This window comes from Chryseobacterium sp. GW823-FHT05E08, assembly GCF_058795655.1.
In genome coordinates this window covers 1150862-1170704 of sequence record NZ_JBXAHY010000001.1, presented here as the reverse complement: position 1 = coordinate 1170704, position 19843 = coordinate 1150862, and the positions used below count along the sequence as shown (strand labels likewise).

Here is a 19843-nt window from a genome sequence, read left to right as displayed (position 1 = left end):
AAAAATAATAATTATGAACCGATTTTATTTTGCCAAAACAAATAAGGCTGCATTGTTTTTTGCAATGGCTTTGTTGCCTTCTGGCTTAGTGTATTCCCAGGTTAAAAAAGATACTGTTGAAAAAGAGAAGAAGATAGATGAGGTTGTTATAATAGGATATGGAAAACAGAGAAAAGAATCCGTAACGGGGTCTGTAGCTTCTGTGAAAGGTGATGTGATGAGAGAAGTGCCTTCTGCGAATGTCAGCCAGGCACTGCAGGGGAGAATAGCCGGAGTTGATATTGCCCAGACTTCCAGTAAACCTGGAGCTCCGATGCAGATAAGAATCAGAGGAACGCGCTCTCTGACGGCAGATAATGATCCGTTAATTGTTTTGGACGGAATTCCTTTTCCGGGATCATTGGCAGATATCAGTCCGAACGATATTCAGAGTATGGATATCTTGAAAGATGCGTCTGCAACGGCAATTTATGGGTCGAGAGGAGCGAATGGAGTAATTTTAATTACAACTAAAACAGGCAGAAAAAACCAAAGAGCAACTTTTACTTATAATACGTACACAGGAATTACGTCTGTTTTTTCTAAATATCCGATGATGGATGCGCAGAAATTCATGAAACTTCGTGATGATGCAGGACTTTTCACGCAATATGGAGCCGATGAATCCAGAGATACCAATACAGATTGGCAGGATTTAATGTATAAAAACGGAATTGTTACCAATCACGATATAGGTATTTCCGGAGGTACGGAAAAAAGCTCATACAACTTTGGAATGAGTTATTACAACGAACAATCTGTTCTTCCCGGACAAAATTTTGAAAGATTTAATCTAAGAGGAAGCCTTGATCAGGATTTGGGTAAATATTTCCGGGTTGGGATCACGACAAACAATGCTTATACAGTGAATAAAGGCAGTAATCTTGGGCTTTATAATACATTGAGCTCAACTCCTGTTGCGAATCCTTACAGAGCAGATGGAAGTCAAAAAGAGCGTATTGTGATGTCTGCAGATACTCAATATGTGTACACAAGAGACGGTATCGAAAATTTAGGTGATGCATGGATTGATAAAGCAATTTCTTTCAGTTCTTACAATAATTTCTTCGGTGAATTTAAAATTCCGTGGGTGAAAGGTTTGACATTAAGAACAAATGTTGGTTTAAACTTTAAAACTACAAACACAGGAAGCTACACAGGAGAAGGAGTTTTCAGTTCAGAGCCTAATAATTTATCAACAGCTTCTATCGGAAATTCTTTATTGACGCATTGGGTAAACGAAAATATCTTAACGTACGACAGAACTTTTGCAAGCAAACATAAAGTGAATGTAGTCGCTTTACAGTCTCAGGAGCAAAGAACATTTAACAGTTCATATATCACGGCAAGAGACATTCCGACGGATCAGTTTCAGTTTTACAATCTTGGTCATGCTCAGGGTGAAATTACCATTAATCCAGATAATCAAGGGTATTACAAAAGAGGTCTTAAATCCTGGATGGGACGTGTAATGTACGAATATGACGGAAAATATATGTTTACGGCTTCCATCAGAGGAGATGCTTCTTCAGTATTGGCGCCGGGATATCAATGGAACATTTATAATGCATTCTCCGCGGGTTGGAATGTTGCTAAAGAAAATTTCTTAAAAGATTCAAAAGTTATTAATAATTTAAAGCTGCGTTTCGGATATGGAGAAACTTCGAATCAGGCTGTAGCTCCTTATTCTACTTTTGGACGTTTGACAACAGAACCATATAACTTCGGAAATACCAATGCTATCGGAACTTATGTTTCTACGCTACCAAATTCAAAATTGGGTTGGGAGTTTTCGGAAACGCTTAATTATGGGTTGGATTTTGGACTGTTCGGCAATAGATTAACAGGTACAGTAGAATATTATACGACGAATACTAAAAATTTATTGTTAGATGTTAAATTACCGGCAACTTCAGGAGTAGGAAGCTACACAGGAAATGTAGGATCTACAAGCAATAAAGGAATTGAAATATCATTAAATGGAGCGATTATCAGCAATCCAAATGGTTTTTCATGGGATTTTGGGGTTAATTTCTATTCAAACAAAAATAAAATCACCTCATTATCTTCGGGAGCTACAAGAGATGTTGCCAATTGGTGGTTTGTGGGAAGTTCGATCAATTCAATTTATGATTATCAGTATACCGGATTGTGGCAGGCAGGTGATCCTTATATGAATATTTTGGAACCTACCAATATTCCGGGAGAAGCAATCGGTTCCATTAAAGTGCTATACACAGGAGCTTATAATCCTGATGGATCGCCTGTGAGAGCTATCAACGCTGAAGACAGACAGATTTTAAATACAGATCCTGATTTTCAGGGTGGATTTAATACAAGACTGGCATACAAAAACTTTGATCTGAGCATTGTTGGAGCTTTCAAAAGTGGAGGTATTTTGATCAGCACATTGTACGGAAATACAAGTTATCTGAATATGTTAAGCGGAAGAAGAAACAACGTAGACGTTGATTACTGGACTCCCGAAAATACCGATGCCTATTACCCAAGACCGGGACATTATCAAAGCAATAATAATCCGAGATATGGAAGTACTTTGGCTTATTTTGATGCTTCATATCTTAAGATCAGAACAATTACTTTAGGATATAATTTTACGCAGGGAGTGTTCAAAAAAGCGGGAATCAGCAAAATGAGGGTGTATACAACAATAACCAATCCATTTGTATTTTTCTCTCCTTATCATAAGGCTTCAGGAATGGATCCGGAAACGAATTCCTACGGGAACGAAAATCAGGCAGTCAGCAACGAGATTCCATCAAGATTCTTAACCATCGGAACCAACACACCGTCTCTTAGAAACTATATGATTGGTTTAAACTTAACATTCTAAAAATTAATCAAATGAAAAAGTTCAGAATAAATACAGCCGCAAAAATTTTGCTATGCACCGTAGTACTTTCAAGCTGTTCAGATATATTGGAAGAAGAACCGAGAAATATTTATACACCGCAATACTTTGAGACAGAATCCGGAGTTTTAGGAGGAGTTACCTCAATGTACGCTCATTTACGATACATTTACGGAAACGGATATTGGTTAAATGCCTGCGAAACAGGAACCGACGAATACACTTACGGTCACGCCGGAGACAATAATTTCAAGGATATGGACATGTCCGGAGCGGGAAATTTAACCCCATCTTCCAGCCGTGCCGATGTTTTGTGGAATAATGCTTTCAGAAATATCAATACCGCCAACGGAGTGATCCAAAAAGGTTCAGGAGTTGGTGTCTCGGATGCAATTATTGCAGAAGCAAGATTTTTCAGAGCATTTGATTATTTTATGTTAGCTCAGACATTTGGAGGAGTTCCATTAGACTTAGGTTCAGGAGAATTGGCTTTTAACATCAGTACTTTCAGAGGTTCAAAAAGAAATACGGTTTCTGAGGTTTATACTAAAGTAATATTTCCTGATTTAATAAAAGCTGTTCAGGATTTACCTGTAGGAGCTCGCGTTACAGGCGGAGTTACGAAAACTGTGGCAAGATTGTTTTTGGCTAAAGCTTATCTTACTTATGGATGGTGGCTTCAAAATCCAAACGGAATTCCAACCTATCCTCAGACGGATAGAGTAGATCCCAACGGTCATAATGCGCAATGGTATTTCCAACAAGCTTATGATATTGCTTTGCAAGGTATCAATGCACCGGGAGCATACGGTTTACAGTCAACATATTACGATGTGAATTTAGCTCAGAATGATAGAAATAAAGAAATGCTTCTCTATGCAGATCACACAGAATCAAGCGAATATTATGATGGATCAAGCCATTCATACAACACAGGCGCTTCTCCGGGAAATTTTGCCGTTTGGATGACGACTTGGGATTACACGTTCCTTGAAAGTTCTCAAAGCCCATTATGGACAGGTTCTCCTGTAAGAACTGTACAGAGAGAGGCTGCCCAAGCATACGGAAGGCCTTGGAAAACAATGGCTCCAACCATTGAAGTGGTGAAAAATACATTTGCCAATAAAACTCAGGATTCAAGATATGACGGTACTTTTGTAACAACTTTCCGCGGAAATTGGAACAAAGCCGGAATTTCAACGCCGACATTGTACAATGCTAATGGATTACCAGTACAACCGGGAAGCGCGATTCTTACATTTTTAAATGATGACCCTGCTCAAACCATTGATTATTCTAATTCAGTCTACAAAAGCAACGTCGGCGCAGGAGTTCTTCCGGGAAGAGCAGATTATGTAATTGCACCAAGCGGAATCAGCAGATACGCTTATCCAAATCTTTGGAAAATAGGAACCTACAGAACCGACAACGGAACTGGTCTTGGACAACCAAACGGAGGAATTACACGTCCGTTTCCTGTTGCAAAATTCTCAGAATTCTATTTCATAGCAGCAGAAGCAGCGGTAAAAGGTGCCTCGGGAGCAATGAGTCCAAGAGATTTGCTTAATGTGATCAGAGCAAGAGCCGGAAAATGGCGTTGGGACAACAACGGAAATGTAGCAAAAGTGGAAGATAACAGTGGTGCAATGATCGCTGCAACGCCTTCAACGATAACTATAGATTATATTTTAGCTGAAAGATCAAGAGAATATTATGGCGAAGGCTACAGATGGTTTGATTTGGTACGAACTCAAAGATGGAGTGATATTGCCAAAACATACAGCATCGGAGGAACCGCAGTTGGAAATCATACCGCTCAGACGTACACCAGAAACATACCGAATTATTTGTATTTAAGACCAATTCCCCAAGGACAGATGGATGCCATGGATATGAGTTCTTCAGAATTGGCGGCTTATCAAAATCCGGGATATTAGATAGATTTTAAAATAAAATTTTTACATTCATATCAGCAACAAAGTAGGCGATTCGGCCCGCCTGCTTTGTTTAATGAATAAGATGCTTAAAAATAACGAATATTTACAAAGGATTATTATTGTAAACTTTGCTGAGTAGAACGCCTTTGCGAACTTAAAAACATAAAGCAATTCAAAGAAATCTTTGTGTCTCTTTGCGTTAAAAAAAATAAAGCAGATATTCAAAAAAAGATTTAGATAAAATTGAAAATCAAAAATTATGGAAAAAACATGGCGTTGGTTTGGTAAAAAGGATAAGATTAAATTAAATATGCTTCGTCAGATCGGTGTTCAAGGCATTGTTTCAGCGCTTCATGACGTTTCAAATGGAGAAATTTGGTCTTTGGAAGCCATTAATGAATATAAAAACTATATCGAAAGTTTCGGACTTCGCTGGTCGGTCGTAGAAAGCCTTCCCGTAAGCGAATCCATCAAATATGGAGGAGAAAACAGAGATCAGCTGATCGAAAATTACATCAAAAGTCTCGAAAATCTCGGAAAAGTAGGCGTTACAACCGTCTGTTACAACTTTATGCCTGTCTTAGATTGGGCGCGTACCGATCTTTATCATCAATGGGAAGATGGTTCGTCATCTTTATATTTTGATAAGGCCAAATTCGCTTATTTTGAAATTTACATTTTAGAAAGAGAAGGAGCCGAAAAAGATTACACTTCTGAAATTCTTAGTAAAGTTGAAGAATTAAAAAAGACCATCACAGAGGAAGAAAAAAGCGATTTAATTGATTCAATCATTGTTAAAACGCAAGGCTTCGTCAATGGAAATATCAAAGAAGGAGATCAAAATCCGGTAGCTATTTTTAAAAGTTTATTGGCTTTATATGACGGAATTGATAAAGATCAGCTTCGTCAAAACATGAAATATTTCCTAGAAAAAATAATGCCTGTCTGTGAAAAATGGAATATCCAAATGTGCGTACATCCCGATGATCCACCGTTTTCATTACTAGGTTTACCAAGAATCGTGACTTGCGAAGAAGACATCGACTGGTTTTTAAATGCCGTCGACAATCCCCATAACGGATTGACGTTCTGCACAGGTTCTCTAAGCGCCGGATTGCAAAACGACGTTCCAAAATTGGCTCAAAAATATGCTTCCCGAACAAAATTCGTTCACCTCAGAAGCACCAATGTTTTCGAAAACGGAGATTTTATTGAAGCCCATCATTTAGAAGGCAGAGGAAAAATCATCGATGTAATTAGAATATTTGAAAAAGAAAATCCAACCTTACCTATGCGTATCGATCATGGTCGATTATTAACCGATGATATTGATAAAGGCTACAATCCCGGCTATTCATTTTTAGGAAGAATGCTTGCTCTAGGACAAATCGAAGGCGTAATGGCAGCCGTAAAAACCGAAATAAAATCAAACTAGGAAAGTCCCGAAAGGGACGACTTAACAAAGGATAGGATGCAATCCTATCAAATTCATAAGATCAAAAAATCATCAACCATTAACTATCAACCAACAACTATAGAGCAATGAACGAAATATTCAGCATAAAGAACAAAGTCGCCATCATCACAGGAGCTTCCGGCGTTTTAGGTGGAACTCTTGCCAAAAGTTTCATTAAAGCAGGTGCAAAAGTTGTGGCTTTGGGAAGAAATCAGGAAACATTAGATGCTAGAGTTAAAGAATTAACCCAATCTGGCGGTGATGCATTTGCCGTTGAAGCCAATGTCATGAATATCGAAAGCCTTGAATCAGCATCAAAAAAGATCCTTGAAAAATATGGTAAAATAGATATCCTGCTCAACATTGCGGGTGGAAATATTCCTACGGCTACACTTTCTCCCGATCAGTCATTTTTCGATCAGAATTTGGATGGATGGGATGAGGTAACCAATCTCAACATCAACGGAACCGTCTATCCAAGCTATGTTTTCGGAAAAGTGATGGCAGAACAGGGAAGCGGAAGTATCGTTAATATTTCTTCGATGGCAGCGTATTCTGCTATTACGAGGGTAGCGGGATATTCTGCTGCAAAATCAGCGATTACCAATTTTACGCAATGGTTGGCTTCGGATGTAGCATTGAAATTTGGGGATAAAATCCGCGTAAATGCGATTGCTCCGGGATTTTTTATTGGAGATCAAAACCGCGCAATTTTATTAAATCCAGACGGTTCTTTAACGGATCGAAGCAAAAAAGTCATCGCAAAAACGCCAATGGGACGTTTCGGAGATGCTGAAGAATTGAACGGAGCTGTACAGTTCCTTTGTTCGGATGCTGCAAGTTTTATTACAGGTGCTTTATTGCCTGTTGATGGTGGTTTCAGTGCTTTCAGCGGGGTGTAAATTAATCACAATCAATTTTATATAGTTACAAAAAATGACCTAGGAAGCTGGAGCATTAAGAAAATTCAAATTTAATCCGTTAAAAAATTCCCACTGTTTGAGTGCGGGACAAAATGTTTTTACGAAGAACAAATGTAAAATCCGCACGAGTGTTGGGAATTTTAGGAGTAAATTTTAATTTTTAGCGGAAGATTCCAGTCTTGAATTTTTGGTTCATTTTGTTTCAAGACAAAAGAACTTAGAAAAGAATTTATAAAAACTATAATAATATATGAATCAATTAGCTTTAAGTAAATCTGCTTTGATTGTTATCTTAGCTTTATTTTCTTCTAAAAACTTTTCAGCACAAATTTTCTCAGATTTTATTTACAAAGGAAACGACAAAATATACAACGATAATCCTCTCAAAGAAGATGAATTCTATTCTCCAATTCTTCAGGGTTGCTATCCTGATCCAAGTATAACGAGAAAAGGAAACGATTATTACTTGGTAAATTCTTCATTTTCAATGTTTCCGGGTGTTCCGATTTTTCATTCTAATGATTTGGTGAATTGGAAGCAAATTGGTCATGTGTTGGATCGGCCTTCTCAATTGAAAGTAGAAAAAGCTGGATTTTCTGAGGGAATTTATGCTCCTGATATCAAATATAATCAATATAACGACACTTTTTATATGGTTACCACTCAGATTGCGAACGGAATCGGAAATATGATGGTAAAAACTAAAGATCCAAAAAAAGGATGGAGTGAAGTTCAAAAACTAAATTTTGATGGGATTGATCCTTCCATTTTCTTTGATGATGATGGAAAAGCGTACATCGTTCATAATGACGCGCCACCAAAGGGAGCAGAACAATACAGTGGTCACCGCGTGATCAAAATTTGGGACTATGATTTGGAAAAAGACCAGGTTATTGCCGGAAGCGATAAAATTATCGTCAATGGTGGAGTAGATATCACTCAAAAGCCAATCTGGATCGAAGGGCCGCATCTTTACAAAAAGAATGGGAAATATTTTCTGATGTGCGCGGAAGGCGGAACAGGAGGCAATCACAGTGAAGTAATTTTTATGAGCAACAGCCCGAAAGGTCCGTTTATTCCTGCTGAAAATAATCCTATTTTGACTCAGAGATATTTCCCCAAAGACAGAAAAGATAAAGTAGATTGGGCGGGTCATGCAGATTTAGTAGAAACTCCTGATGGAAAGTATTACTGTGTATTTCTTGCCATCCGTCCCAACGAAAAAAATCGTGTAAATACGGGTCGCGAAACCTTTATTCTTCCCGTAGATTGGAGTGGAACATATCCTGTTTTCCAAAACGGTTTGGTTCCGATGAAGCCCAAAGTAAAAATGCCAAACGGAGTTAAAAACCAAACAGGTCAAAACGGATTTTTCCCGAACGGAAATTTCACTTTTTCAGATCATTTAAACAGTAAATTGGATGACCGATGGATTGCCATGCGAGGTTCAAGAGAAAATTTTGTAAATGTGACTAAAAATGGAGTGAAAATTAATTCTTTCACAACTAATATTAAGGCTAAAGCTCCTGTTTCTGCATTATTTCATAGGCAACAGCACACTTCTTTTGAAGCAACGGTAAATTTAGATTTTAAACCAAAATCAGGAAAAGATTTAGCCGGAATTACTTGCTATCAAAGTGAAAATTTTAATTATGTTTTTGGATTGACAAAAAAAGATAAAGACTTCTATTTGGTATTGGAAAGAACAGAAAAAGGAAATTCTACTCTTCTCAAAAGTGAAAAAATTTCAGTTTCGAAAAATATAAAGCTTCAGGTAATTGCTCAAGGTGATGATTATCAATTTAATTATTCTTTGGACGGAAATAATTTCATCAATCTAGGCGGAAAGGTTTCGGGTGACATATTATCAACGGATGTTGCTGGTGGTTTTACAGGCAGTTTGATTGGTTTGTACTCAACTTTATCGAATGATATTCAGCCTTAGTTTTTTTATTAATTCACAAATTAAATAGTATGAATTCTTTATTTAAGTCAATCACAATGTTGGTTTTTATTTTATTCTTTGGAATTAAGATAAAATCTACACAGCCATTTATCACCACAGAAAAAAGTTCAGAAACTATTCTGTTGAAAGATAAATCGACAAAAATTTCATTCTATTCAAACAAAGGAATTGATAAAGGAATTTTAAGAGCCATTAATAATCTTCAGACTGATTTTCAAAAAGTAACGGGTGATTCTCCCAATCTTTTAAATCAAATTTCAACTTCTCAATCTCCCTTAATTATCATCGGAACTGTCGGAACAAATTCGGTGATTGATGAATTGATCAAAAAGAAAAAAATTAATGAAAATGAACTAAAAGGTAAACGTGAAAAATTTATCATTCAGAATATAAAAGATTTCAACGGCGTTTCAGAAATGATCGTTATCGCAGGAAGTGACAAGCGTGGAACTATTTACGGAATTTATGAATTTTCAAAGCAAATCGGTGTTTCTCCGTGGTATTATTGGGCGGATGTTCCCGTTAAGCAAAAGGAAAATATCTATTTTAAAAAAGGAATTTACACAGACGATGAGCCTGCCGTAGAATATCGCGGAATTTTCCTAAATGATGAAGAACCTTCACTAGGAAGTTGGGCTAGAGCAACTTTTGGAGGAATTAATTCTAAATTTTACGAAAAAGTTTTTGAATTAATTCTTCGCTTAAAAGGAAATTACATTTGGCCTGCAATGTGGGGAAAAGCTTTCTATGACGATGATCCCGAAAACGGAATATTGGCTGATGAAATGGGAATTATCATTGGAACTTCACATCACGAGCCAATGGCGTTGGCACAAACCGATTGGCATCGATACATCAAAAAGAATAATTTACCGAATATTTGGGATTACACTAAAAATTCAGAAGTTCTTCAACAATTCTGGAAATCAGGAATCGAACGAAGCAAAAACTGGGAAAAACTTGTCACAGTTGGAATGCGTGGTGACGGAGATGAAGCAATGGGAGATAAAACCAATATTTCGCTTTTGGAGAATATTGTAAAGGATCAACGAAAAATCATAGAAAAAGTTACAGGAAAAAAAGCAGAAAAAACACCTCAGGTTTGGGCTTTATATAAAGAAGTTCAGGATTATTATGATGAAGGAATGCGCGTTCCGGATGATGTAATTTTATTATTCTGTGATGACAATTGGGGGAATGTCCGAAAGCTCCCGAACCTATCTAAACCTTTACACAAAGGCGGTTACGGCATGTATTATCATTTTGATTATGTGGGCGGACCGAGAAATTCGAAATGGATCAATATCAGCCCAATCCAAAGAGTTTGGGAGCAAATGAATTTGACTTACGAACATGAAGTAAATAAGTTGTGGGTGGTAAATGTAGGAGATTTAAAGCCTATGGAATTTCCCATCAATTTCTTTATGGATATGGCTTGGAATCCTAAACAATTCAACTCAGATAATTTATTAGAATACACTGAAAAGTGGAGTTCAGAACAATTTGGCGAAAAATATTCTAAAGAAATCGCTAGAATGATCAATTTATACGCAAAATACAATCGTCGTGTAACCCCAGAAACCTTAAATTCTGAAACTTATAGCCTTGAAAATTATAATGAGTTTGAAACGGTTGTGAATGATTATCAAAAATTATCGCTCGATGCAAACAGGTTGTATAATGAGATTCCTAATGAATATAAAGATGCTTATTTTCAATTGGTTCTTTATCCGATCGATGCCTGCAGTAATTTGTATGAGCTTTATTTTAATGTGGCAAAAAACCATCAGCTAGCCTCTAAAAAAGATATAAAAGCTAATGATTTTGCAGATAAAGCGAAGAAAAACTTTGAATATGATTCTATTTTACAAGATAAATACAACAATAAAATTTCTGGTGGAAAATGGCAGCATATGATGGATCAAACAAGAATTGGTTACACAAATTGGCAACAGCCGGATAAAAATACGATGCCTGAAGTTGTTTATGTTTCCAAAAGCGTAAAGAATAAAGTGTTTAAGGAAAAGGACGGATATATTTCCATTGAAGCTGAAAATTTTTCACGTCAGAATAATTCAGATAGAATTCAGTGGAAAATCATTCCCGATTTTGGAAAAACGTTGTCCGGAATTACCACTTTTCCTCAAAATATTAATCCAAAAGAAAATGAAAATATCTATCTGGAATATGATGTTGATTTCTCTTCAACAGGAACTTTTGAGGTTCAATTATTACTCGCTCCAACGCTCAATTTTAATAATAACAAAGGACTTCGATATGAAATTTCGTTTGATGGAGAAAAACCGCAGATTGTCAATTTTAATGAACATTATCGCGGCGAATTGGGACAATGGCAGTCAGAGCATATTATAAAATCTGCTACGAAACATAATATAACTAAATCTGGTAGACATACTTTGCGTTTTAAGGTTTTGGAAGCTGGAATTGTTTTAGAAAAAATCCTGATTAATACAGGCGGATTGAAGTCTTCATATCTGGGTGCTCCCGAAAGTAGCAATTAAAATAAAATTCAATATCTAAATAAAAAATTACCAAGAATCACTCAAAAAATGGAAAAAATTAAAGTTTCAGATTTTGGAATAACAAAAAATGGCGACCAAATAAAGAAATACACTTTGACCAATAAAAATGGAATGAAAGCCGAGATTATTAATTACGGTGGAATCGTCGTTTCACTTACAGCTCCTGACAGAAAAGGAAATTATAAAGATGTAGTTTTAGGTTTTGTAAATCCTGAAGATTATTTTAATGAAAATTCTTACTTTTTCGGAGCAATTATCGGAAGATTTGCCAACAGAATTGCGCACGGAAAATTTAGTTTAAATGGAAAAATTTTTAATCTAAATAAAAATAATGGTGAAAATCATCTTCATGGCGGAGGTCAAGGATTTTTTTCAAAAGTTTGGAATGCTGAAATATTCCCAAATTCTCAAACATTGAAACTTTCATACATCAGTGAAGATGGTGAAGAAGGCTATCCGGGAGAACTTACGACGACTGTTTTTTACACTTTAACAGATCAAAATGCATTCGAAATTTCTTATGAAGCAATGACTGATCAGCCTACGATTGTCAATTTGACGCATCATTCTTATTTCAATCTTTCGGGGGATTTTTCACGAGAAATTTTGGATCATGAGCTTCAGCTTGATGCCGATCAATTTATTCCCATTAACAAATCGTCTATTCCGGAAAATGATTTAAAAAATGTTGTAGGAACTCCTTTTGGCTTCAAAAATTTTAAAGAAATCGGAAAAGATATTAATGATAATAATGAACAGTTGCAACGAGCAAATGGTTATGATCATTGCTGGGTTTTGAACGGAAATGGAATGAGATCGGCAGGTTCGCTTTATCATCCCGAAACAGGCAGAAAGCTAGATGTATTGACGGATCAGCCGGGAATTCAGGTTTATTCAGGGAATTTTTTGGATGGAAAATTTGAAACAAAAACGGGTGGAAAAAATAACCCACGGACAGGAATTTGTCTGGAAACACAGCATTTTCCGGACTCTCCAAACAGGAATTCTTTTCCCTCTGTTGAGCTTAAACCGGGAGAAATATATTCAACAAAAACTGTTTATCAATTTTCAGTAAAATAATATAATATTAAACCTCTGAATTTCGGACTTGCAGTATCGGTTTTCAGGGATTTTTAACAGAACGATCATTGAAAATTTTGCTTGAAATCGATTAAAATGACGTGAAATAAATGTTAAATTAATGTTAAAGTTATTCTCCGCTAATTGAGTCACTTTAAAGCTCAAATTGATGACGGTTATTGTTAAAAATATGATAAGCTGTTCTATTAAATTTTGAACTCGAAGTTTAAAATATTTGTGAATGTATTTTCCAATGCAGAATTAAGGTTTTTAAATGTTTGGTCTAATCTTATTTTTAATGATAAGTCAGACGTTATTTATGAATTTTTTTGATGATTTATTTCTAGAATTTGACTGCAAAAATATTCACATTACAAAAACAGTTTTATATATAGATACTTTCTTTTATTTTTAAAAAACTTGAAATATTTATTTAATTAAAATGAATATTAGAAAATGTTTTTAAGTATTATTTAATTTTTTGATGAATTTAATAAAATAGTCATTAAGATCAAATATCCCTAATTATGAATATAAATAAAGCTTTTATCCTTTCCGGAATTTTTCTTTCGTTTTTCACACAGGCGCAGGAAATTCCTCGTTTGCAGAAAAAAGGAACTGCGACACAGCTTGTCGTGGATAAAAAACCATTTTTGATTTTAGGTGGCGAGTTGGGAAATTCTTCCGCATCATCTTTTCAGGATATTGAACGAGATTTTCCAAAGCTTCAGGAAATGGGATTGAACACTGTTTTAGTTCCTGCTTATTGGGATTTGATTGAGCCGGAAGAAGGAAAATTTGATTTTAGTTTAATGGATAAAACAATCGATCAGGCAAGAAAAAATAATCTTAAAGTTGTCTTTTTATGGTTTGGCTCTTATAAAAATTCGATGAGCTGTTATGCTCCGCTTTGGTTTAAAAAAGACTACAAAAAATACCCGAGAGCCTATTCAAAAGCAGGAAAGCCGATGGAGATTGCGAGCTCTTTTTCTGAAAATGTTTTGAAAGCTGATAACAAAGTTTTTGGTGAATTAATAAAGCATATTTCTGTGGTTGATAAAACGCAGGGAACGGTAATTATGGTTCAGGTTGAAAACGAAATCGGAATGTTGGAAGGTGCTCGCGATTATTCTGAAGAAGCTGATAAAATATTTAATTCGCAGGTTTCTGAAAATCTGATAAAATTTTTAACTAAAAATAAAAAAGAACTTCATTCTTCACTGATTGAAAAATGGGGTAAACAAGGTTTTAAAACCAAAGGAAACTGGCAGGAAATCTTCGGAAATGATGTGTATACAGATGAACTGTTTACCGCTTATTCTTACGCTCAATATGTAGAAAATTTAGCAAAAACGGCTCGTTCCATTCATAATATTCCGTTGTATGTCAATGCAGCAATGAACAGCAGAAACAGACTTCCGGGAGAGTACCCTGCAGGTGGGCCGCTGGCACATTTAATTGATATTTGGCATGCCGGAGCGCCGAGTATAGATATGCTTTCTCCGGATTTATATGATGGAGATTTTACGAGCTGGTCTGCAAAATACAGGCTTCACAACAATCCGTTGTTTGTTCCTGAGATCAAAATGACTCAAAATAACGGGGTGCAGGCTTTCTATGCTTTTGGGGAACATGATGCGATTGGATACAGTCCATTTTCGATCGAAAATAATTCTGAATCAGGAAGCAAAAGACTTTCTGAAGCCTATTCAAAATTAAAACAATTGGTGCCGATTCTGACGAAATATCAAGGGCAAGGACAGTCAAAAGGATTGTTGTTTGATCAAAAAAATACAGAACGTATCATCAGTTATGATGACTTAAAAATTACGGCAAAACATTTCTTTAGTCTTCCGTGGGATGCTCGAGCAAAAGATGGAAGCATCTGGCCAGAAGGCGGAGGATTAATTTTAAGACTGGCAAAAGATGAATTCATCATTGCAGGAAGTGGAATTGTCGTGGAATTTGAAAAGGAAAACGAGAAAAAAGAAATTCAAACTAAAGATTTGGGTGAAGATGGTTTCGCGGCTCAAGGCGGAAAAAATCAGGCTCAAAATATTTGGGGTGGCGGAAAAAGAGTAGGAATTGGCCCTGTAGACGAAATCAGCATTGATGAAAACGGAAAATTGAGTCCAATAAGAAGACTAAACGGTGATCAGACACACCAAGGAAGACACGTTCGTATCAGCGTTGATGATTTCCAAATTCTTCATGTGAAATTGTATGAATATCAATAAAGAGTCCCAAAGGAACGATTTAACAAAGAATAGGATAAAATCCTATTAAAAAGAAAAAACAATGAATAAGATTAAACTTTTCAACATTATATTTTTCTTCATCAGCATTTGTTTTGTTGATGCAAAAATCAAACTTCCCACCTTAGTTTCAGACGGAATGGTTTTACAGCGCGACCAAAAACTAAAGATTTGGGGACAAGCTGATATTGGAGAAAAAGTTGAAGTCAATTTTCAAAATAAAAAATATAATACGGTTGCTGATAATTTGGGAAACTGGAAAATCATGCTTCCTGAAATGAAATCTGGTGGACCTTTTACCATGAGCATCAATGAAATTACCGTGAAAAATATTTTGATCGGAGATGTGTATCTCTGCTCTGGTCAGTCTAATATGGAACTTCCGATGCGAAGGGTAAAAACGTTGTATCCGCAGGAATTACAGAATGCCAATAATAGCAATATTCGCTTTTTTACGGTTCCTCAAAAGTATGATTTTAAAATCGCTCAGAATGATTTAGACGTTGGAATTTGGGAAGAAACCAATTCTCAAAGCATTCAAAATTTTTCTGCGGTTGCCTATTTTTTCGCAAAAGAAATGTATCAATATAATAAAATTCCGGTGGGAATTATTAACTCGAGTTTGGGCGGTTCTCCAATTCAGGCTTGGATGGATGAAGCTTCACTTAAAAAATATCCCGAATATCTTATGGAAGCTCAAAAGTGGAAAAATGATGAATTAATTTCTCAAACCGAATCTGCTGAAAAAAGCTTGAGCAATAATTGGTATGCAGAATTAGATCAACTTGATACCGGAATCGCTAATCATTGGGAAAAACCAGAATTGAATGATTCAGAATGGAAAAAAATGAATGTTCCCGGTTCTTGGGAAGAGTTGGAAAAACCGTTTGATGGAAGTATTTGGTTTAGAAAAGAAATTTATCTTCCAAAAGGAGCTGAAAAAAACACCGTATTTCTGAATTTAGGAAGAATCAAAGATGCTGATGTAACTTATATTAATGGAAAAAAAGTAGGAAATGTTACTTACGAATATCCTCCACGCTGGTACGATATTCCTGCGGGAGTTTTAAAGGAAGGTAAAAACATCATTGCAGTTCGAATTACCAACGGAAGCGGTAAAGGAGAATTTATAAAAGACAAAGATTACTTTTTACAAATCGGCTCAGAAAAAATTGATTTAAAAGGAGAATGGAAATACAAAATTGGAGCCATCATGAACCGATCGGCGCCTGGACAAACCTTCATTAGATGGAAACCAACTGGATTATACAATGCGATGTTAAATCCATTAATTCAATATTCGATAAAAGCAATTTTATGGTATCAGGGTGAGAGCAATACGACAAAACCTCAGGAATATCAGGATTTATTATCAACCATGATTTTAGATTGGCGAAGCAAATGGAATCAGAAAAACTTACCTTTTTTCATTGTTCAATTAGCCAATTTTATGGAATCAAAATCTGAACCTACAGAAAGCAATTGGGCAGAATTAAGAGAACAGCAAAGAAAAGTTTCCCAAACCATTCCAAAGACCGGACTTGCCGTTACCATCGATATTGGCGAATGGAATGATATACATCCTTTAAACAAAAAAGAGGTCGGGAAAAGATTGTCGTTACAAGCTCAGAAAACACTTTTTGACAACAAAATTATCGCAGACAGTCCTGTTTATGAATCCATGAAAATTGATGGAAATAAAATCATTCTTTCATTCAAAAAAGGGACAGATGATTTTTCTAAGGTTTCAGAATTAAAAGGTTTTGCTATCAAAGGTAAAGACGGAATTTTCAAATGGGCACAAGCAAAAATAGGAGGCAATAAAATCATCGTTTGGAATGATGAAATTAAAGATCCAATCGCAGTTCGATACGCTTGGGCAGACAATCCGAAAGGAAATCTGAAAAATAAAAACAGTTTACCCGCATCTCCTTTCACAACAGAATAATTAGCAGAAATAAAATCGAATCAATAAAATATATAAACAAAATAGACTTTAGATTTTAACGGACTATTTTTTAGTCTAATATCTAACTTCTATTGTCTAAAATCTAAATTTATATGAACAATTCACAAAAAATATCGGTCGCCGAAAAAATAGGATACAGCTTAGGTGATCTGGCTGCCAATCTGGTGTTTCAGACCTTGGTAACCTATCTGGCGTATTTTTATACTGATATTTATGGCTTAAAAGCTGAAGATGCTTCAGTCATTACGTTGATTGTGGGATTGGTCGCGGGTTTTGGTTTCAATCCGCTGATTGGTGCGTTGGCAGACCGAACACAGACAAAATGGGGGAAATTCCGTCCGTGGATCTTGTTTACGGCTGTTCCGCTTGGCGTGGCGGCAATGTTGGCTTTCAGTACACCGGATTTCTCGTATAAAGGGAAAATCATTTACGCTGCGGTTACGTATTCCATATTATTGCTTTTGTATGCTTCAAATAATTTGCCTTATTCGGCGTTAAGTGGCGTTATTACAGGTGATATGAGCGAAAGAAATAGTATTTCGTCTTATCGTTTTGTAGCGGTGATGTTTTCACAGTTTTTTGTTCAGGTTTTCATGTTGCCGATTATTTTATCAATTGGAAATGGCGATAAAGCAGCAGGAATTGAGGTTGTGATGACATGGTTAGCCATTATCGGAAGTGTAATGTTATTGATTACTTTTTTCACTACAAAAGAAAGAGTAGTTCCGAATGCTGATCAGAAATCAAACTTAAAAGACGATTTAAAAGATTTATCTAAAAATAAACCTTGGATAATTATGCTAACGGTTACGGCTTTGATATTCATTACGTTAGCGATGAAAGGAGGTTCGTATGTCTATTACTTTAATAATTATGTGGATGAAGCGAGTTTGAAGAATTTTATTTCTCCAATTACTTCATTTTTTGATTCTATTGGAATGAATTTTTTTGGTGAAAATGCAAAATCTGCAGGATTTGGTTTATTCAACGCAGGCGGAATCATTATGATGATCGTGGGAATTACATTTTCTAAAAGATTTGCCGATAAATACGGGAAAAGAGACGTGTTTATGGCATCTTTGTTTATCTCAACATTATTCGTTTTGATATTTATTTTATTTCCACCAAAAGCAGTTGGAATGATGTTTTTATCACAAATCGTACACGGCTTCTTCTACGGAATCAGTACGCCTATTTTATGGGCAATGATCGCCGATGTAGCCGATTATTCGGAATGGAAAAATAAAAGAAGAGCAACCGCCATTATTTTCTCTGCGATGATGGTTGGATTAAAAGTAGGGTTGAGCATCGGAAGCTCATTAGTCGCTTTAATTATTGGGAAATACGGTTATATTTCTACAAAAGGAAATCAAAATATCATTCAGCCTGAAACGGTTGCAACAGGTGCTAAAATGTTGGTGAGTATATTCCCCGCTATTCCTTTTTTCCTTGCATGTGGACTGCTTTTCTTTTATAAAATCAATAAAAAAATGGAAGTGCAAATTGAAAAAGATTTAGCTGAAAGAAGAAAATAATTTCTAATTAAATTCAGATTAAACGTAACCTAAACCTAACAGGTTTTCAAAACCTGTTAGGTTTGATAAAAAACGAAATACAATGAAACGCATTATTATATTAGGATTAATAACGTTTGCAGCTTCAAGTTTTTATGCTCAAAAGGCTGATACTTCCTTAAGAAAAGCTTTCCATGATAAATTCTATATTGGAACGGCGATGAATTTGGAACAGATTCACGGAACGGATCAAAAATCAGTAGAGATTATCAAAAATCAATTCAGTTCTATTGTGGCTGAAAACTGCATGAAAAGTATGTATTTACAACCTCAGGAAGGACAGTTTTTCTTTGATGATGCAGATAAATTTGTTGAATTTGGAGAGAAAAACAACATGTTCATTATCGGACATACTTTGATTTGGCATTCTCAGGCTCCGGATTGGTTTTTCGTTGATAAAAACGGTAAAAATGTTTCTCCTGAAGTTTTAAAACAGAGAATGAAAAACCACATTACAAACATTGTTTCCCGCTATAAAGGAAGAGTAAAAGGCTGGGATGTAGTGAATGAAGCCATTATGGAAGACGGTTCTTACCGAAAATCTAAGTTTTACGAAATTTTGGGTGAAGAATTTATTCCTTTAGCCTTTCAATATGCTCAGGAAGCCGATCCTGGTGCAGAATTATATTACAATGATTATAATGAATGGTATCCAGATAAGGTGAAAATAGTCACTCAATTAGTGAAAAATTTAAAATCAAAAGGAATCCGAATCGATGGAGTAGGAATGCAAGCTCATATTGGATTGGATTCTCCTACGATTGATGAATATGAAAAAGCGATTGCTGCTTATTCCGAAAGTGGAGTAAAAGTCAATATTACGGAGTTAGACATCAGTGCGCTTCCTTCACCTTGGGGAACTTCCGCAAATATTGCGGACAAAGTAGAGTATGATGAAAAAATGAATCCCTACAAAAAAGGTCTTCCTGCTGATGTACAAGCAAAATGGGAAAAAAGATATCTGGATTTCTTCCAATTATTTCTAAAACACAAAAAAGACATTAGAAGAGTAACATTATGGGGCTTGACAGATGCTCAATCCTGGAAAAATGATTTTCCTATAAAAGGCAGAACAGATTATCCCTTATTGTTTGACCATCAGTACAAAGCAAAACCTATTGTCGAAAAAATTATAAAACTATCAACGGAAATTAAATAGAATTAAAATTTGCGCTCTTAGCTAAGTGAAACGCCTTTGTGAACTTAAAATATTCTCAATATTAATAAAA

The 19843-nt window shown here is 35.7% G+C and carries 11 protein-coding genes; all 11 read left to right on the top strand.

Annotated features, from left to right (window positions below; translation table 11 throughout):
• Nucleotides 1–13 precede the first annotated feature (13 nt).
• The 11 genes from AC1Q7L_RS05400 to AC1Q7L_RS05350 all read left to right on the top strand — a co-directional run bounded on the left by AC1Q7L_RS05400 (nucleotide 14) and on the right by AC1Q7L_RS05350 (nucleotide 19773).
• Entirely contained in the window at nucleotides 14–2893 is a 2880-nt protein-coding gene (locus AC1Q7L_RS05400) for a SusC/RagA family TonB-linked outer membrane protein (RefSeq protein ID WP_492306719.1), read from the top strand.
• Between the two features lie 11 nt (nucleotides 2894–2904).
• On the top strand, nucleotides 2905–4848 hold the full coding sequence (locus AC1Q7L_RS05395) for a RagB/SusD family nutrient uptake outer membrane protein (protein ID WP_492306718.1): 1944 nt from the start codon (nucleotides 2905–2907) through the stop codon (nucleotides 4846–4848).
• A 259-nt stretch (nucleotides 4849–5107) separates the two neighbouring features.
• Nucleotides 5108–6283: a mannonate dehydratase gene (gene uxuA, locus AC1Q7L_RS05390; RefSeq protein WP_492306717.1), complete on the top strand. Its 1176-nt coding sequence runs from the start codon at nucleotides 5108–5110 to the stop codon at nucleotides 6281–6283.
• 107 nt (nucleotides 6284–6390) lie between these two features.
• On the top strand, nucleotides 6391–7206 hold the full coding sequence (locus AC1Q7L_RS05385) for an SDR family oxidoreductase (protein WP_492306716.1): 816 nt from the start codon (nucleotides 6391–6393) through the stop codon (nucleotides 7204–7206).
• 271 nt (nucleotides 7207–7477) lie between these two features.
• Entirely contained in the window at nucleotides 7478–9172 is a 1695-nt protein-coding gene (locus AC1Q7L_RS05380; protein ID WP_492306715.1) for a glycoside hydrolase family 43 protein, read from the top strand.
• A gap of 29 nt (nucleotides 9173–9201) precedes the next feature.
• Nucleotides 9202–11715 carry a glycosyl hydrolase 115 family protein gene (locus AC1Q7L_RS05375; protein WP_492306714.1) on the top strand — a complete coding sequence of 838 codons (2514 nt, stop codon included), beginning with the start codon at nucleotides 9202–9204 and terminating at the stop codon, nucleotides 11713–11715.
• Nucleotides 11716–11763: 48 nt separating this feature from the next.
• Nucleotides 11764–12816 (top strand): aldose epimerase family protein, encoded by a 1053-nt coding sequence (locus tag AC1Q7L_RS05370; protein ID WP_492306713.1) that lies wholly within the window; start codon nucleotides 11764–11766, stop codon nucleotides 12814–12816.
• A gap of 527 nt (nucleotides 12817–13343) precedes the next feature.
• Nucleotides 13344–15053: a GH35 family beta-galactosidase gene (locus tag AC1Q7L_RS05365; protein ID WP_492306712.1), complete on the top strand. Its 1710-nt coding sequence runs from the start codon at nucleotides 13344–13346 to the stop codon at nucleotides 15051–15053.
• Between the two features lie 61 nt (nucleotides 15054–15114).
• Complete coding sequence (locus AC1Q7L_RS05360) at nucleotides 15115–17019, top strand: sialate O-acetylesterase (RefSeq protein WP_492306711.1); 1905 nt, start codon at nucleotides 15115–15117, stop codon at nucleotides 17017–17019.
• A 113-nt stretch (nucleotides 17020–17132) separates the two neighbouring features.
• Nucleotides 17133–18575 (top strand): MFS transporter, encoded by a 1443-nt coding sequence (locus AC1Q7L_RS05355; RefSeq protein WP_492306710.1) that lies wholly within the window; start codon nucleotides 17133–17135, stop codon nucleotides 18573–18575.
• 82 nt (nucleotides 18576–18657) lie between these two features.
• Entirely contained in the window at nucleotides 18658–19773 is a 1116-nt protein-coding gene (locus AC1Q7L_RS05350; protein WP_492306709.1) for an endo-1,4-beta-xylanase, read from the top strand.
• Nucleotides 19774–19843: the final 70 nt, after the last annotated feature.

Bases quoted from the DNA above. Each gene is read 5' to 3' on its own strand.
- AC1Q7L_RS05400 (WP_492306719.1), top strand. From the start codon at position 14: ATGAACCGATTTTATTTTGCCAAAACAAATAAGGCTGCATTGTTTTTT.
- AC1Q7L_RS05385 (WP_492306716.1), top strand. From the start codon at position 6,391: ATGAACGAAATATTCAGCATAAAGAACAAAGTCGCCATCATCACAGGA.
- uxuA (WP_492306717.1), top strand. From the start codon at position 5,108: ATGGAAAAAACATGGCGTTGGTTTGGTAAAAAGGATAAGATTAAATTA.
- AC1Q7L_RS05380 (WP_492306715.1), top strand. From the start codon at position 7,478: ATGAATCAATTAGCTTTAAGTAAATCTGCTTTGATTGTTATCTTAGCT.
- AC1Q7L_RS05375 (WP_492306714.1), top strand. From the start codon at position 9,202: ATGAATTCTTTATTTAAGTCAATCACAATGTTGGTTTTTATTTTATTC.
- AC1Q7L_RS05350 (WP_492306709.1), top strand. From the start codon at position 18,658: ATGAAACGCATTATTATATTAGGATTAATAACGTTTGCAGCTTCAAGT.
- AC1Q7L_RS05370 (WP_492306713.1), top strand. From the start codon at position 11,764: ATGGAAAAAATTAAAGTTTCAGATTTTGGAATAACAAAAAATGGCGAC.
- AC1Q7L_RS05365 (WP_492306712.1), top strand. From the start codon at position 13,344: ATGAATATAAATAAAGCTTTTATCCTTTCCGGAATTTTTCTTTCGTTT.
- AC1Q7L_RS05395 (WP_492306718.1), top strand. From the start codon at position 2,905: ATGAAAAAGTTCAGAATAAATACAGCCGCAAAAATTTTGCTATGCACC.
- AC1Q7L_RS05355 (WP_492306710.1), top strand. From the start codon at position 17,133: ATGAACAATTCACAAAAAATATCGGTCGCCGAAAAAATAGGATACAGC.
- AC1Q7L_RS05360 (WP_492306711.1), top strand. From the start codon at position 15,115: ATGAATAAGATTAAACTTTTCAACATTATATTTTTCTTCATCAGCATT.